This is a genomic window from Corynebacterium tuberculostearicum, assembly GCF_016894265.1.
GTDB classification, from domain to species: Bacteria; Actinomycetota; Actinomycetes; order Mycobacteriales; family Mycobacteriaceae; genus Corynebacterium; species Corynebacterium tuberculostearicum_D.
In genome coordinates this window covers 2,310,812-2,325,479 of record NZ_CP069791.1, presented here as the reverse complement: position 1 = coordinate 2,325,479, position 14,668 = coordinate 2,310,812, and the positions used below count along the sequence as shown (strand labels likewise).

14 protein-coding genes are annotated in these 14,668 nt (G+C 62.1%); 11 read left to right on the top strand and 3 right to left on the bottom strand.

Going from position 1 to position 14,668, the window contains the following annotated elements; genetic code table 11:
• The first annotated feature begins 11 nt into the window (after window positions 1-11).
• Window positions 12-1,379, top strand: coding sequence for a phosphomannomutase/phosphoglucomutase (locus I6J28_RS11105; protein WP_005322425.1), 1,368 nt, complete (start codon window positions 12-14; stop codon window positions 1,377-1,379).
• On the opposite strand, the gene I6J28_RS11100 is transcribed toward I6J28_RS11105, so the two are convergent.
• Window positions 1,376-2,731, bottom strand: coding sequence for an FAD-dependent oxidoreductase (locus I6J28_RS11100; protein WP_204609936.1), 1,356 nt, complete (start codon window positions 2,729-2,731; stop codon window positions 1,376-1,378). The two genes, I6J28_RS11105 and I6J28_RS11100, sit on opposite strands and share 4 nt — an antisense overlap.
• A gap of 253 nt (window positions 2,732-2,984) precedes the next feature.
• On the opposite strand from I6J28_RS11100, the gene I6J28_RS11095 reads away from it, so the two are divergent.
• From I6J28_RS11095 to I6J28_RS11080, 4 genes are read left to right on the top strand one after another with little or no spacing between them, the layout of a single operon-like run.
• On the top strand, window positions 2,985-4,661 hold the full coding sequence (locus tag I6J28_RS11095) for a nitrite/sulfite reductase (RefSeq protein WP_204609934.1): 1,677 nt from the start codon (window positions 2,985-2,987) through the stop codon (window positions 4,659-4,661).
• Window positions 4,658-4,909, top strand: coding sequence for a hypothetical protein (locus I6J28_RS11090; RefSeq protein ID WP_005322420.1), 252 nt, complete (start codon window positions 4,658-4,660; stop codon window positions 4,907-4,909). Before I6J28_RS11095 ends, I6J28_RS11090 begins: the two co-directional genes overlap by 4 nt.
• A gap of 11 nt (window positions 4,910-4,920) precedes the next feature.
• The gene (locus I6J28_RS11085; protein WP_204609933.1) at window positions 4,921-5,607 is read left to right on the top strand and encodes a sirohydrochlorin chelatase; all 687 of its coding nucleotides are present in this window, start codon (window positions 4,921-4,923) and stop codon (window positions 5,605-5,607) included.
• Complete coding sequence (locus tag I6J28_RS11080) at window positions 5,601-6,650, top strand: sulfite exporter TauE/SafE family protein (RefSeq protein ID WP_204609932.1); 1,050 nt, start codon at window positions 5,601-5,603, stop codon at window positions 6,648-6,650. The genes I6J28_RS11085 and I6J28_RS11080 overlap by 7 nt, the downstream gene beginning before the upstream one ends.
• Window positions 6,651-6,757: 107 nt before the next feature.
• Here the strand turns inward: I6J28_RS11080 and cobA are convergent, their stop codons facing one another.
• Window positions 6,758-7,495: a uroporphyrinogen-III C-methyltransferase gene (cobA, locus tag I6J28_RS11075; RefSeq protein WP_204609931.1), complete on the bottom strand. Its 738-nt coding sequence runs from the start codon at window positions 7,493-7,495 to the stop codon at window positions 6,758-6,760.
• A gap of 41 nt (window positions 7,496-7,536) precedes the next feature.
• Here cobA and I6J28_RS11070 point away from each other — a divergent pair, with 41 nt between their 5' ends.
• Both I6J28_RS11070 and manA read left to right on the top strand, forming a co-directional pair.
• Window positions 7,537-8,559, top strand: a complete 1,023-nt coding sequence (locus tag I6J28_RS11070; protein ID WP_239454604.1) for an exopolyphosphatase — start codon at window positions 7,537-7,539, stop codon at window positions 8,557-8,559.
• 6 nt (window positions 8,560-8,565) lie between these two features.
• Window positions 8,566-9,795 (top strand): mannose-6-phosphate isomerase, class I, encoded by a 1,230-nt coding sequence (manA, locus tag I6J28_RS11065; protein WP_204609929.1) that lies wholly within the window; start codon window positions 8,566-8,568, stop codon window positions 9,793-9,795.
• A 242-nt stretch (window positions 9,796-10,037) separates the two neighbouring features.
• Here the strand turns inward: manA and I6J28_RS11060 are convergent, their stop codons facing one another.
• Window positions 10,038-10,826: a hypothetical protein gene (locus tag I6J28_RS11060; protein WP_204609928.1), complete on the bottom strand. Its 789-nt coding sequence runs from the start codon at window positions 10,824-10,826 to the stop codon at window positions 10,038-10,040.
• A 247-nt stretch (window positions 10,827-11,073) separates the two neighbouring features.
• Here I6J28_RS11060 and I6J28_RS11055 point away from each other — a divergent pair, with 247 nt between their 5' ends.
• From I6J28_RS11055 to mtrB, 4 genes are all read left to right on the top strand, one after another.
• Window positions 11,074-11,427, top strand: a complete 354-nt coding sequence (locus I6J28_RS11055; protein WP_179387511.1) for a DUF4259 domain-containing protein — start codon at window positions 11,074-11,076, stop codon at window positions 11,425-11,427.
• An 81-nt stretch (window positions 11,428-11,508) separates the two neighbouring features.
• On the top strand, window positions 11,509-12,123 hold the full coding sequence (locus I6J28_RS11050) for a dTMP kinase (protein ID WP_204609926.1): 615 nt from the start codon (window positions 11,509-11,511) through the stop codon (window positions 12,121-12,123).
• Between the two features lie 3 nt (window positions 12,124-12,126).
• Window positions 12,127-12,819, top strand: coding sequence for an MtrAB system response regulator MtrA (gene mtrA, locus I6J28_RS11045; protein ID WP_204609924.1), 693 nt, complete (start codon window positions 12,127-12,129; stop codon window positions 12,817-12,819).
• A gap of 68 nt (window positions 12,820-12,887) precedes the next feature.
• Complete coding sequence (gene mtrB / locus I6J28_RS11040; RefSeq protein ID WP_343287596.1) at window positions 12,888-14,666, top strand: MtrAB system histidine kinase MtrB; 1,779 nt, start codon at window positions 12,888-12,890, stop codon at window positions 14,664-14,666.
• Window positions 14,667-14,668 lie beyond the last annotated feature (2 nt).

Sequence of the window (14,668 nt, the reverse complement as noted above, 5' to 3'; positions counted from 1 at the left end):
TATTGCAGGTTATGCGAACTCGTGAGCATCTTGATGCAGTAATTAAGGCCTATGACGTCCGTGGCGTGGTGGGCGAAGATATCGATGAGAACTTCGTGCGCGATACGGGCGCCGCGTTTGCCGCCATCCTGCGGGAAGAAGGCGAAAACACCGTGGCTGTCGGCCACGATATGCGCCCGTCCTCGCCGTCTCTGGCGCGCGCTTTTGCTGAGGGTGTGACCTCGCAGGGCCTCAACGTGACCCTGCTGGGGCTAACCTCTACCGACGAGCTCTACTACGCCGCCGGTTCCCTGGAGTGTGCGGGCGCTATGTTTACCGCTTCCCATAACCCAGCCAAGTACAACGGCATTAAACTCTGCCGCGCCGGCGCGGTACCGGTGGGCCAGGAGACCGGCTTGGAGCAGATTAAGCAGATGCTTATCGACGGCACCCCGGAGTTCACCGGCACCGAGGGCGCAATTGCCGAGCAGGAGATTCTGGCCGGCTACGCCGACTTCCTGCGCAAGCTGGTACCGCTGGAGGATTCCAAGCCGCTCGTCGTGGCTGTCGATGCCGCCAACGGCATGGGTGGCCACACCGTGCCGGCCGTCTTCAATGGCTTGCCTTTCGACGTCCGCGATTTGTACTTCGAGCTCGATGGCACTTTCCCGAACCACGAGGCGAACCCCTTGGATCCAAAGAACCTGGTGGATCTGCAGAAGTTCACCGTGGATCAGAAGGCTGATATTGGTTTGGCCTTCGACGGCGATGCGGACCGCTGCTTCGTGGTGGATGAAAAGGGCCAGCCGGTTTCTCCTTCTGCCATCTGTGCACTGGTTGCTGAGCGCTACCTGGAGAAGTTCCCCGGCGCTACCATCATCCACAACCTGATTACCTCCAAGACCGTGCCGGAGCTCATTAAGGAAAAGGGCGGCACCCCGGTGCGCACCCGCGTGGGCCACTCCTTCATCAAGGCGCAGATGGCCGAGCACCAGGCCGCCTTCGGTGGCGAGCACTCCGCGCACTACTACTTCCAGGAGTTCTGGAACGCCGATTCCGGCATGCTTGCTGCGATGCACGTGCTGGCCGCGCTGGGCCAGTCCGATAAGCCGCTGAGCGAGCTCATGGCGGAGTACTCCCGCTACGAGGCCTCCGGTGAGATCAACTCCACCGTGGAGGACCAGAAGGCCGCTACCCAGGCGGTGCTGGATGAGCTGGCGGATAAGATTGAGTCCGTCGATGAGCTCGATGGTGTGACCGTCGAGCTCAAGGGAACCGAGGCATGGTTCAACGTGCGCGCGTCCAATACGGAGCCGCTGCTGCGCCTCAATGTAGAGGCAAAGACCGCCGACGAGGTGCAGTCCATCGTCGACGAGGTCCTTGCCATCATCCGCCGCTAAACCTCGGCACGCGAGTGGGAGACCATGTCCTCCCACTCCACAAACTTCTTACGCTCGCGGCCCTCGCGCTCGCCTAGGGCGCGCTCGGCCGCGTCCAAGCGCTGCCAATCCTGCCACGTCAGGTATTCGATACCGCGCTCAGCAAAGACTTCGGTGATATCCGCGGCGCTGGAGGGGGAGGGGAGGGTGCCAGAAGCGGCGTCGGCAAGCAGCATGCCAATCGTCTCCGTGGCATCGGACTTGGTATTGCCAATCAGACCCACCGGGCCGCGCTTAATCCACCCGGTGGTGTAGAGGCCCGGCACTACCGCGCCGGCCGCATCGATGACATGGCCGCCATCGTTATTGATGACGTTCTTGTCCTGGTTGAAAGGCACGCCATCGACCGCATCGGAGCGGTAACCGGTAGCGAAGTAGACCGCCTGCACCGGCCATTCGGTGAATTTGCCGGTGCCGTGCACGCTGCCATCGCCGTTGAGGGCGGTGCGCTCGGTCTTGATGCCGCTGACCTTGCCGTCCTCGCCCAAAATCTCTACCGGCTGCTCAAAGAGGTGGATCTGCAGGGTGTGTGGCGCCTCCTTAGGATCGCGGATGGCATACTGCTCCAGCACCTGGCACACCAAGTCGGTGGACTTGCTCTCCTGGCGCGCGGCCAGCGAGGCCTCGTCATAGTCGATGTCCTCGGGGGAGACCACAACATTAATGGACTCGGAATGGTCCAGCTCCTTGAGCTCCTGCGGGGTGAACTTGGCCTGCGCCGGGCCGCGGCGGCCGAAAACGCGCACAGTCTCAGCTTGGTTCTTAGCCAGGGACTCGTAGACATTATCGGGGATCTCGGTGACCTTGAGCTCATCGCCGGTCTTGGCCAAGATGCGGGAGACGTCCAGTCCCACATTGCCCACGCCAATGACCGCCACCTCCTTGGCGGACAGATCCCAATCGCGCTCAAAGCGCGGGTTGCCATCGTAGAAGCCGACGAACTCGCCGGCGCCATGCACGCCGTCCAAGTCCGCGCCAGGGATATCGCGGTGGCGGTCGCCCACGGCGCCGGTGGCAAAGACCACGGCATCGTAGTGCTGCTGCAGCTCGTCGACGGTGATGTCACGGCCGATGTGCACGTTGGTCAACAGGCGAATCTGCTCGGTATCGAGCACGCGGTGCAGGGACTTGATGATGCCCTTAATGCGCGGGTGGTCCGGCGCTACGCCGTAGCGGATGAGGCCGAAGGGCGCGGGCATCTGCTCGATGAGGTCAATCTGTACCTCGCCGCCGGTCTTTTTCACCAGGATATCGGAGGCGTAAATGCCGGCCGGGCCTGCGCCGATGACGGCTACCTTCAGGGGCTGATTCATGCTGCGTGAATGCCTTTCTCTTAATCGCGGGGTCTAGACCGCTAGGTTCATTTTTGGAGGCTTATCTTTCTGGCCATTGAACCGTTTAGTCTAGATTGCGGCAAGGAGTTGAATTAGATTCTAAAAATATTCTTCCTTTCGTGCAGTTCAGGGCGATTTTTTACGTGAAATTAAAAAAGACCGCTTTGTCTGCTCATTTTAGACGGGTAGGTTGTCTTTCAATACTTTGGAAAGGCAGGTTGAGATCTACACCATGACCACCGCGACTAATACCAAGCGCACGCACCGCGCCAAAAAGCCCGAAGGCCAATGGAAGATTGACGGTACCGAGCCCCTCAATAACGATGAGGTAATTAAGCAGGAAGACGGCGGGCTTTCTGCCAAGCAGCGCGTCATCGATATCTACTCCAAGCAGGGATTTTCCTCTATCCCAGCCGATGACCTAGCCCCTCGCTTCAAGTGGCTGGGCCTTTATACTCAGCGCAACCAGAACTTGGGCGGCGAGATGACCTCCAAGCTGTCCAACGCCGAGCTGCAGGACGAGTACTTCATGATGCGCGTGCGCTTCGACGGCGGGCGTGCCGATCCTGCCAAGCTGCGCGCCGTCGGTGAGATCTCGCGCGATTATGCCCGCTCCACGGCGGACTTTACGGACCGCCAGAATATCCAGCTGCACTGGATTCAAATCGAGGATGTGCCCACCATTTGGGACAAGCTCGAGTCAGTGGGGCTGAGCACGCTCATGGGCTGCGGTGACGTTCCCCGCGTCATCTTGGGCTCTCCGGTTGCCGGCGTGGCCGAGGACGAGATTATCGATGCCACCCCGGCCATCGAAGAAATCAAGAATAACTACCTGCCGCGCGAGGAATTCCATAACCTGCCGCGCAAATTCAAGACCGCTATCTCCGGCAACTCCCGTCAGGACGTCACGCACGAGATTCAAGACGTTGCCTTCGTGGGCGCGAACCACCCCGAATACGGCCCGGGATTCGATTGCTTCGTTGGTGGAGGCCTGTCCACCAACCCGATGCTCTCGCAGTCCCTCGGCGCCTGGGTTCCCCTAGAGCGCGTGCCGGAGGTCTGGGCCGGGGTGGTCGGCATCTTCCGTGACTACGGCTTCCGCCGCAACCGCAACCGCGCCCGCCTGAAGTTCTTGGTAGCCAAGTGGGGCATCGAAAAGTTCCGTCAGGTGCTGGAGGAAGAATACCTAGACAAGCCACTGCTGGATGGCATCCCACTGGAGGTCGAGCCCGGCTCCCGCGATCATCTTGGCGTGCACCGCCAGAAGGATGGCAAGTTCTACGTTGGCGTAAAGCCCACCGTGGGACACGCCACCGGCGAGCAGCTCATCGCCATTGCGGACGTGGCCGAAAAGTTCGGCATCAGCCGCATTCGCACCACCCCGATGAAGGAATTGCTCTTCCTTGATGTGGAGGAAGAAGACATTCCGGCGCTCTCCCGCGCGCTCGATGAGACCGGCCTGTACTCCCAGCCGTCCGAATTCCGCCGCGGCGTCATCTCCTGCACCGGCCTGGAGTTCTGCAAGCTCGCGCACGTGACCACGAAGGCCCGCGCCATCGAGTTGGTAGACACCCTGGAAGACACCTTGGGAGATCTGGACGTGCCGATTTCCATCGCGCTCAACGGCTGCCCCAACGCCTGTGCGCGTTCGCAGGTATCGGACATTGGCCTGAAGGGCCAGATTGTTACCGATTCCGAGGGCAACCGCGTCGAGGGTTTCCAGGTCCACCTGGGTGGCGCCCTTGGCCTGTCCCCGGACTGGGGCCGTAAGCTGCGCGGCCACAAGGTCGTCGCCGATGAGGTGCCCGAGTACGTCATTCGCCTAGTCAACAAATACAAAGAGCAGCGCGAGGAAGGCGAGCAATTCCGCCACTGGGTCTTGCGCGCCAAGGAGGAGGACTTGCAGTGAATTTTCGCCGCCAGCCCAACCCCAACCGCAACCATCCCAGCTTCTGCCCGTATTGCGCCGGCACCGACCTCTTCCCGGATGAGGAAGATGACTTTGCCTGGAAGTGCCAGGAATGCCTGCGGATTTTCTCCGTGCGCTTTCACGGCCAAGACGATGCCCCGGTAGCCCCCGCACCGGCCGTGTCCTCCAACGAGGCCCTAAAGCGCTCGCTTGCCCGCCGCGGACACTCCACGGCACCGCAGGCTTAAGGATGCGCCCCATGCCCGCACTTATTACCCTGTCCCACGGTTCGCGGCACCCGGGCGCCGCGGCCGGCATTGAGCGTTTGACCCAGGCCACGGGTCTGCGACCAGCCCGCGCGGCGCACCTGGAATTCAACGAGCCCGACCTCACCATGGCCGCGCTCGAGCTCGCCCAGCTCGGGGAGACCGAGACCGTTGTAGTTCCGCTGCTTTTTACCCAGGGCTACCACCAGCGCGTGGACGTCCCGCGCACGCTTGCCGACGCCGCCCAAACCTCCCACCTTTCCCTCCACCTCGCCCCTGGGCTCGGCACCGGCGAGGACCTCGCCCGCGTGCTCGCCTCCCGTACCCGGCCTGGCGATGCCCATGTGGTCATCTACTCCGTTGGGTCCTCCGATACTGCGGCGAACGATGCCATCCGTGAGCTCGCCCACCGCACCTTCGCGCTCACCGGCGTACCTACGGCGGTGGAATTCGCCACTCGCGGTGGTCGCGAAGGGATCGTGTCCCTGTGCCGCGAGCATCAAGACCCCTCTCGCGTGCGCGTGATTCCGCTCTTCGTGACCGAGGGCCTGCTCCTGGACCGGCTGGCGGGCGTTCCCGCAACCGTCGACCGCCCGCTAGGAACCGACCTCGCGGGCCTCGTCGCAGACCGCTTTCACCACGCCCGCCGCGCCGCACAAGAGGTGTTCGTGCCATGCTAACCCTCATCCTCATCGCGCTCGCCGGTGCGGCCGCCAACCTCGTGGACGGTGGCATCGGCATGGGCTTTGGCGTCACGTCCACCACGATGCTGCTTCTTGCCGGCCTTGGCCCCGCGCAGGCCTCGGCCGTCGTTCATACCGCCGAGCTTGGTACCACGGCCATTTCTGGATTGAGCCACGCGCGCTTCGGCAACGTGGATTGGAAAACCGTGGTCCGTCTCGGCGTGCCGGGCGGGATCGCCGCCTTTTTGGGCGCCACGTTGCTGTCGAATATCTCCACCGCGGCGGCCGCGCCGGTGACCGCACTCATCCTGGTGGGCATCGGCGCCAACCTCATTTGGCGTTTCTCCCAACCACGCCGCCGTGGCTCCGCCTATAAGCGCACCCACTCCACGCCGTTTCTCGCCGGTCTTGGCCTTGTGGGCGGATTCGTCGATTCCACCGGTGGTGGCGGCTGGGGCCCGGTGTCGACCTCCACGCTCATGGCCATCGGCCGCGAGCAGCCGCGCCGCATCGTCGGCACGGTCAACGCCGCTGAGTTCCTAGTGACCTTCGGCGCTACCGCAGGCTTTATCGTCGGGCTCTGGCACGATATCGTCGCCAATTTGGCCGCAGTCATTGCCCTGCTCATCGGCGGCGCTATCACCGCGCCCATCGCCGCGTGGCTCATCTCCCGCATCAACCCGGTTCTGCTCGGCGGACTAGTGGGTACGGCCATCGTGAGCCTGAATATCAGCAAAGTTATCGGCGGTGCCGAGACGTACTTTGGCTGGGCAGTGCCTGCAGCAGTTACCCCGGTTGTCATCGCGGTCGTGGTCGCGGCTGGTGTAGCAGCCACCATTCGTGGCGCGTTGCGCACCAGGCGTGCGCGTGCGGCGGAATTGGAAGCCGAAAACGCTGAGGAAGCCGCCCACGCGGATTTCCATGCCCCGGATTATCCGGAGCGCGTCGCTGCCGCCCACCGCGTCCACGGTTCGGGCAAGTCTGGCGTCACCATCGTGCAGGATAAGGCGCCCGAAAGCCCCGCTGCTGACCGCGCGTAGCACTTCCGCCGCGACCTTTGGCCACGATACGGGCCAAACCCCAACTGCGGTGGGATAGAGCGCGGCCACAAGTCGGCCTCGCGGACGCTGAAGGCCTCGAGGGGGTGCTAGAGCCCGGCCACCTCGCCGATGACGTAGACCGCCGGCGCGGAGATCTCGTGCTCGGCCATCGTCTGCGCAAGGGTGCCCAAGGTGCAACGGTAGGCGCGCTCGGTAGAAAGCGTGCCTTCTTGGATGATGGCGCAGGGAGTAGAGGGAGAGAGGGAGGCGTCGATTAGCGCACTGGCAATCGCCGGGGCATTTTTCACACCCATGATGACCGCGAGCGTGGCGCCAGAGCGGGCGAGCGCTGCCCAGTCCACCAAGGACTTCTCATGGCCGGGCGGCAGGTGGCCGGATACCACCGTGAATCCGTGGACGATGCCGCGCTGAGTTACCGGGATGCCCACGGCCGCGGGAACGGAAATGGCGGAGGTCACGCCCGGAATGACCGTGGCGGGAATAGACGCTTCCGCCAGCGCTTGCACCTCTTCAAAGCCGCGCCCAAAGACGAAGGGATCGCCCCCCTTAAGGCGGGCCACCTTGCGGCCGGCACGGGCGTGCTCGATGAGCAGCTCGTTGATCTTTTCCTGCGAGATTGACTTCTTATAGGGGAGCTTGGAGACGTCAATAAGCTCTTTGGAAGAAATATCACACAGCTTATCGAGCTGCGCCGTAGGTCCCAGGTGATCGGCAAGGATAACCTCTGCATCCTGCAGGGCACGCATGCCGCGCACGGTAATGAGGTCCCACGCGCCGGGGCCGCCGCCAATCAGGGTTACAGGATGGATCTGTGCGGAAGTCATAGGACTTCATCTTAGTGGGCGCCCGACTATGCTTGGGCCACATGGATACCGGTAATTATGATGCCGAAACCGTGCGCTTTTTTGATGTGGCGCACGAAGGCGCCCAAATCCGCCTGGTGGCCGGAGAAGTGGAGCGCTGGGGCGAGGCGCTCAGCGGGCTCAATCCCCGCTCGCTTGTCATTATTCCCACCGACGCGATTGCCCGCCAGGCCGCCCACCTGGGAGTTGGCCTAGCCGAGCCGCTGCGGATCCCAATTGTGGTGACCGAATCGCTCCCGCGCTACGTGGGGGCGCTGGACCTGGTCGTGGTCGTCGGCGAGCCCGGCGAGTGCGACTGGGCGTCGCGCGCCCTCATAACTGCCAGCCAGCGCGGTGCCACCACCCTGCTCATCGGACCGGCTAAGGGCCCACTGGTGGAGGACTGCCCGGAGGATACGTTCGTCACCCCTTGCTTGCCGACGGCCGAGGGTAGCTCGCCCGCGCGGAGCATTGCCGCCCTGCATGCGCTGTGCTGCCTTCTCTATCAGGGCCCGACCGCGGTGAGGGAGACCCTTGAGGACCTCGCTGCGGCCGTGGACCGCGAGCTAGCCCAGCTTTCTCCCGAGCGCGATGCCACTACCAATCCGGGCCGCCAACTGCGCGAGTTTATCGACGGCGCCCGCGTCATCCATTCCTGCGTGCTCGACCCGTACTCTTATTCTGAGCGTCGCGAGCACGTGCAGCTCGACGCCCTCGTGGCCCGCATGGCCGCGACCATCTGGGCCGTACATGGCCTGCCGAGCGCTTATGTGGACCCGGCCGAATTGCGCCGCGCGCTCGACCGGGATTCTGATAGTTCCCCGGCCACTGATCTCTTCTTTGACCCCTTTATTGATGGCGATGGTGCTGAGGGCGCTTTGGTACCCTTGAAGGTAGTTTTCTGGGGGCAGGAAGAGGCGAACCTGCCCAACTCGCTTGCAGTCCGCAGCATCGACCCGGAACCGGGCATGGGGCATCTTGCCCGCTCACTGCAGCTTATTACGCGGAGTTTTGCCGCGACCGCCTACGAGATTTCTAAAGGATAGAAACACATGCAGCTGTTGCACAGCGCCACTCGCAATTATTCCTGGGGCTCGCGTACCCTTATCCCGCACCTGCAGGGCCAGCCCGATTCCGACAAGCCCGTCGCAGAGCTGTGGTTCGGCGCCCATCCCGGCGACCCTTCCACGGTGGATGGCCACCTGCTCAATGAGGTCATTGCCGAGGATCCGGCAGGGCAGCTAGGTGGCCGCGTTTCTGCCGAGTACGGCGAGCGCCTGCCCTTCCTGCTCAAGGTGCTTGCGGCCGAGGAGCCGCTGTCCTTGCAGGCCCACCCGTCAAAGGCGCAGGCGGAAGAGGGCTTTGCCCGCGAAAACGCCGCCGGTATCGAGCTCACCGCGTCTAATCGCAATTACAAGGACGATAATCACAAGCCCGAGCTCATTGTCGCGCTCACGGATTTCTATGCCATGGCCGGCTTCCGCCCCTTGGCGCGCACCCGCGAGCTTTTTGCCGCCCTCGAGTGCCCGGAGCTGGACCACTACGTTGCCATGCTTGACGACGACCCTTCGGCAACCACCGAGTCCGCCAACCTGCGCGTCCTTTTCACCACATGGATTACCATTCCGTCTGCCAAGCGCAAGGAGCTCATTTCCGCCATTGTTGCCGCTGGCGAGCGCCTGATCGCCGCCGACCCAGCCGATTGGAAGTCCCGCGTCATGTCCACGGTGCTGGATCTCAACCAGCGCTACCCAGGCGATATCGGTGTGCTGGGCGCATTGCTGCTCAACCACATCGAGCTCTCGCCCGGTGAGGCCGTCTACTTGGATGCCGGTCAGCTTCACGCCTATGTCTCGGGCCTCGGCGTGGAGATCATGGCGAACTCCGATAACGTGTTGCGCGGTGGCCTGACGCCTAAGTTCGTGGACGTTCCAGAATTGGTCAAGGTCTTGACGTACGCCGCTGCCGATGAGCCGCGTGTGCAGCAACAAGATAAGTCCGCCCAAGACAATGTCCACGATGCCGCCGCATGGTCCTACCCAGTACCCATCGAGGAATTCCTGCTGGATCGCGTGGAGCTTACCGGTTCGTCTTCTGTGGATCTTGATTACGATGGCCCGACCATCGCCCTGTGTACCGCAGGTTCCGTAACCTTTACCGATGCTGGGGGCAAGACCCTCACCGCGACCCCAGGCCAGGCCGTCTGGCTGCCAGCCTCCGAGGGTCTCGTTACCGCTACTGCGGAATCCGACGCCGCCGACCTCTTCGTCGCCCGCGCCTAGTCCGCGTTTAACCCACACAAGCACGCTTCGCCGCCGTTCTCCGGTTTCAGGCGAAGCGTGCTTTTCAGTCATCATTACGGCCGCGTTGCGGTCTGCTCCGCCCAATTTTTGGCGCACATTGTGGCTGCGTCGTAACTACCGCGTTCCAGCGCATACAAAACAAGCACGTTTCCCCGATTTCTGCCTTTAAAATCGAGGAAACGTGCTTGTTTTGTTCGTCTACGCCGAGAACCGGCTCCGAATTAGCGCGTAGGCGCCGCTTCCCTCGGAGCCTGCTGGGCCGTGGCCGGTGCCTGCTTAGTTGGCACCAAGTCGGTAGGCTCCTGGTTCTGATCGGCGGAAGATCGCTCTGCAGCGGCATGGCCGGTGAGCTGTTCCTGCTCCGCCTTCTCGGCCTCGGGTCGCTCCGTGCCAGCTGGTTCCTGGGCCGGAGCGTTGGAATTCTTGCCCGAGTTATCTTGCGCGGCAGGTGCCTCAGGTGAGGGCTGTGGAGTGGACGGACCAGTGGTGGCCGGCGGGGTGGTGCCGCCCTGGTTGCTCTGCGGGGCACCAGTAGCCTGCGAGCCGTTCTGGTTGCTCGGGTAATCAGGCGTTAGACGCTGATTGCCCTGGCCGGTGCCCTGACCACCCTGGGTGGTGGTATTGCCCTGCGAGGCGGTGCCCTGCGGGGAGATGTTTTCTGGACGGTAGACCTTGGTGGGCTGGGTTGCTGCCTGTGGGCGCACTACCGCATTAGGGGCGAGAAACGGATCGTTGTTGTGCGGCTGCTGGTGCTTGGCATCACCGGACGAGGCAGTTGATGTCGTGGTGCGCGAGGAGTGCTTCTTCGAGGGGGAGCGGTCCGTTGAAGAAGTGGTGGTCTCCTCGGCTGCGGTGTGGGTCGGGGAGACGGAGGTGGTCGCGGACTGATCCGCGGCATTGGAATAGTTGGCGCTTGGCGAGCTCATGCGCCAGACGGCGACTCCGACGACGACCGCGGCGATCAGTCCGGCCACAATGAACACGTAGACGCGGCGCGAATCTGGCTTCATCGTGGCTGTCCTTTCTATGAGGCGGGCCGTTACAGCCCAAGGGGGAGGGCGATACGGCGCCCCGGTAACAAGTTGGTAACGAGACTATCATGTTTGGGAAACATTGCGACGGCGTCGCAATTCTGTGATAAGTAAACAAAAGGGCAGTTCACGGGCGTAGAAGGCCATGCAAACCTTTTCATTGCCTGCTTTCTTTCACCAAGAAAGCGTGTATAAATGGCGCTGAAAGCACCGAAGGAGTCAAAAAGTGAGTACTTGGGACGAAAACATTTTCAGCACGGACCTCAACGTGGATTTCTTGGACGAGATGGCAAACCTCGATGAAGAAGGGGTAATTCGCGCCGTCGAGGATGCCTGCGAGGTCGCACACAGCAAGCCAAAACTCAGCGAAGAAGAGGAACAGAATGCTCAAGCGGCGGCCACCATTGCTGCCATTTGGGCTGGTGCGCCCTTTAGCGCGGGCGAAGTTGTCGAAGACTACCCCTATATTAGGGAACTGGTGGGCTCTGGCAGCGAGACCTTGACGGAAAATGCCCTCGAGGTGCTCGAAAACGTCGAGGAAGAATATGACCTCGAACCGTTCATTGAGGCCCTGTCCTAAGTCGATCCTGCTGCCCGCGGCAGCAGCGGCGCGAAAGCGGCCCCGCGGGTGAAATAACAGAAGGGAAGATAGCCCACACCTATGCTGATCAGCATCGAAGGCATCGACGGTGCCGGTAAAAATACGTTGGTCTCCGCACTCAAGGAGTCGTTGGACCGGCCCGTAGAGGTTATTGCTTTTCCGCGCTATGCGGACTCGATTCACGCGCAACTAGCGCAAAAGGCGCTCTACGGAAAGATGGGCGACCTCACGGATTCGGCTTATGCCATGGCGACGCTATTCGCGTTGGATCGCTATGGCGTCAAGGACCAGCTGCAGCGCGCCAAGGAATCCGACACCGTGGTGCTATTGGATCGTTACGTGGCCTCCAATGCGGCGTATTCGGCGGCGCGGCTCGAAGACGATGCGGTGATGGAGTGGGTACACGATCTGGAATTTAGCACCCTCGGCCTGCCGCAGGCAGACCTGCAGGTGTATTTGGATACGGCGGTAGAGGTGGCGTCGGAAAGAGCGCAGGCACGAGCCCAGGCAGACGCCAGCCGGGAACGCGACCGCTACGAACGCGATGGCGGGTTGCAGGAACGCACCGCCGCAGCCTACCGGCGCTTGGCAGATGCGGGCTGGGGTGGACGCTGGATCGCTACCGCCGATGCGGATACTATTATTTCAGCGATAAAAGACCTTGTAGGAGAATAAAACGTGGCGCCCAAGATTTTGGTTGTCGATGACGATCCGGCTATCTCAGAGATGCTGACCATTGTGCTCGAGTCCGAGGGACTCAAGCCCATTCCGGTCATGGACGGCAATGACGCCGTGCCTGCCTTTGAGCAGCACGAGCCGGACCTCATCCTGCTGGACCTCATGCTCCCGGGCATGAATGGCGTAGATATTTGCCGTGCCATTCGCCGTGAATCCTCCGTGCCCATCGTTATGCTGACCGCCAAAACCGATACGGTTGATGTGGTCCTTGGCCTTGAATCCGGCGCGGATGATTACATCACCAAGCCATTCAAGCCCAAGGAGCCCATCGCCCGCATCCGTGCGCGCCTGCGCCGCACCGATTCTGCGGAATCTGAAATCCTGGAGGTTGCGGACATTGTCATTGATGTGCCGGAGCATACCGTGCGCCGCACCGATGGCACCGAGCTGAACCTGACCCCGCTGGAGTTTGACCTGCTGCTGGAGATGGCGCGCCGCCCCGGCCAGGTACATACGCGTGAGTCGCTGTTGGAATCCGTGTGGGGCTATCGCAATGCTTCTGATACGCGCTTGGTAAACGTGCACGTCCAGCGCCTGCGTGCCAAGATCGAGCACGATCCGGAAGACCCGCAGATTGTGCTGACCGTGCGCGGCGTGGGGTATAAGACCGGCAAGGCCGGCGCCGGGGAGTAAGGGCCATCGGCATCATTGAGCGTCTAAGGCGCATTCGAGACGCCTTCATTACAACGTGGCGCACCTCTTTGCAGGCGCGCGTCATTGGCATGATCTTGGTCGCTTCCTCGGTGGTCATGATCATCTTGGCCTACGCGCTGGTGTCCGTGCTTACCCAACGCCTGGTCAGCCAGAAAGAAGACGTGGCCCAACAGGAGCTGGAGCGCGCCCGCACGGCCGTGGAACAGCAGATCGATGCCACCAGTTCCGCTAACTCCGTCCAGGTGCGCATCAACTCTGCGCGTGCTGCTTTGGGCCAGCTCTCCGCCCAACAGGGCGATGCCCAGGCGGTCTATGAACCGGTCATCGTGGTGGAAAACCAGGATGGCTCTGTTACCACTTCGCCCGAGGATTTCCCCGTGCCGGATCAGCTGCGGGAAATGGTGGATCAAGGCCAGATTGCGCAGCAGTATTTCCCAGCTCCGCGCGAAAATGGTGATCACTACAACGCCTTGCTAGTAGGCACGCCTACCGATACCGATATTCCCCATACGCAGGTCTACCTGGCGTTGTCCATGGAATCGGAAGAATCCACCATGGCGTTGATGCGCGGCCTGCTCTCGGCGGCCGGCGTAGTGGTCGTGGTGTTGCTGGTGGGCATTGCCTGGCTAGCCACCCAGCAGGTAATTACGCCAATTCGCTCGGCCTCGCGCATTGCGCAGCGCTTGGCGGCGGGTCATTTGAAGGAGCGCATGGCCGTCGATAGCGATGATGAGATGGGTCGCTTGGCCGCATCCTTCAATAACATGGCCGATAAGCTTTCCTCCCAAATTGCACAGCTGGAGGAGTACGGCGATTTGCAGCGGCAGTTTACTTCTGACGTCTCCCATGAGCTGCGCACCCCATTGACCACCGTGCGCATGGCCGCGGACATGATTGAGGCCGAAAGTGATAGCTTGCCGCACGGCGCCCAGCGAGCTTCCCGCCTGATGTCTAGTGAGCTCGATCGTTTCGAGGAATTGCTCGCGGACTTGCTGGAGATTTCTCGCCACGATGCTGGTGTGGCGGATTTGTCTACGGCAGCCATTGATCTGCGCTCGTGTGTGGAGGCGGCCTACGGGCAGGTGGAGCATTTGGCCCGCGAGCTCGACGTGGAAGTCCAGCTCAACCTGCCGGAGGAGCGCATCGGAGTCGAGGCCGATTCCCGCCGCCTTGAGCGGATCTTGCGCAACCTTCTGGCCAATGCCATTGACCACTCGGAGGGCAATCCAGTGGCGGTAGACGTCGCAGCCACGGACGCTGCGGTGGGCGTTACCGTTACGGACCATGGCGTAGGCTTAAAACCTGGCCAGGAAGAGCTGGTATTCAACCGCTTCTGGCGTGCGGATTCTTCCCGCAAACGCCATTCTGGCGGCACCGGTTTGGGCCTGGCTATCGCCCGCGAGGATGCCGTCCTGCACGGCGGCACGCTAGATGCCACCGGTTACGAGGGATTTGGTTCTCGCTTCCGCCTCATTATTCCACGCACCCCGAATACCGAGGTGGGCGAGGCTCCCATCGCTGTGGAGATTCCCGGCGCACCCGTCACCAGCACTGCGGATGGTAGTGAGCTGGCAGAACCCGATGCTGAAGCTACAGAAGCACAGGACACTGGCGCCGCCGAGCTGGATGCCGGGCCCGCCTCTGTAACGCCGGCCATTTCATCCGGCATGAGCTCACTGCACGTCGAGAAGAGTGACAGGGACACCGATGGTGAGGTAGAAGGCGATGGCATCCTCTGGCCTTCGGAACGTGAGCTTAACCGCGGCGCGGCCGCTCCGGACAGGCGCGCCTATAAGGCCCCGGACTTTGAGGGCAGGAGGAAATAAGC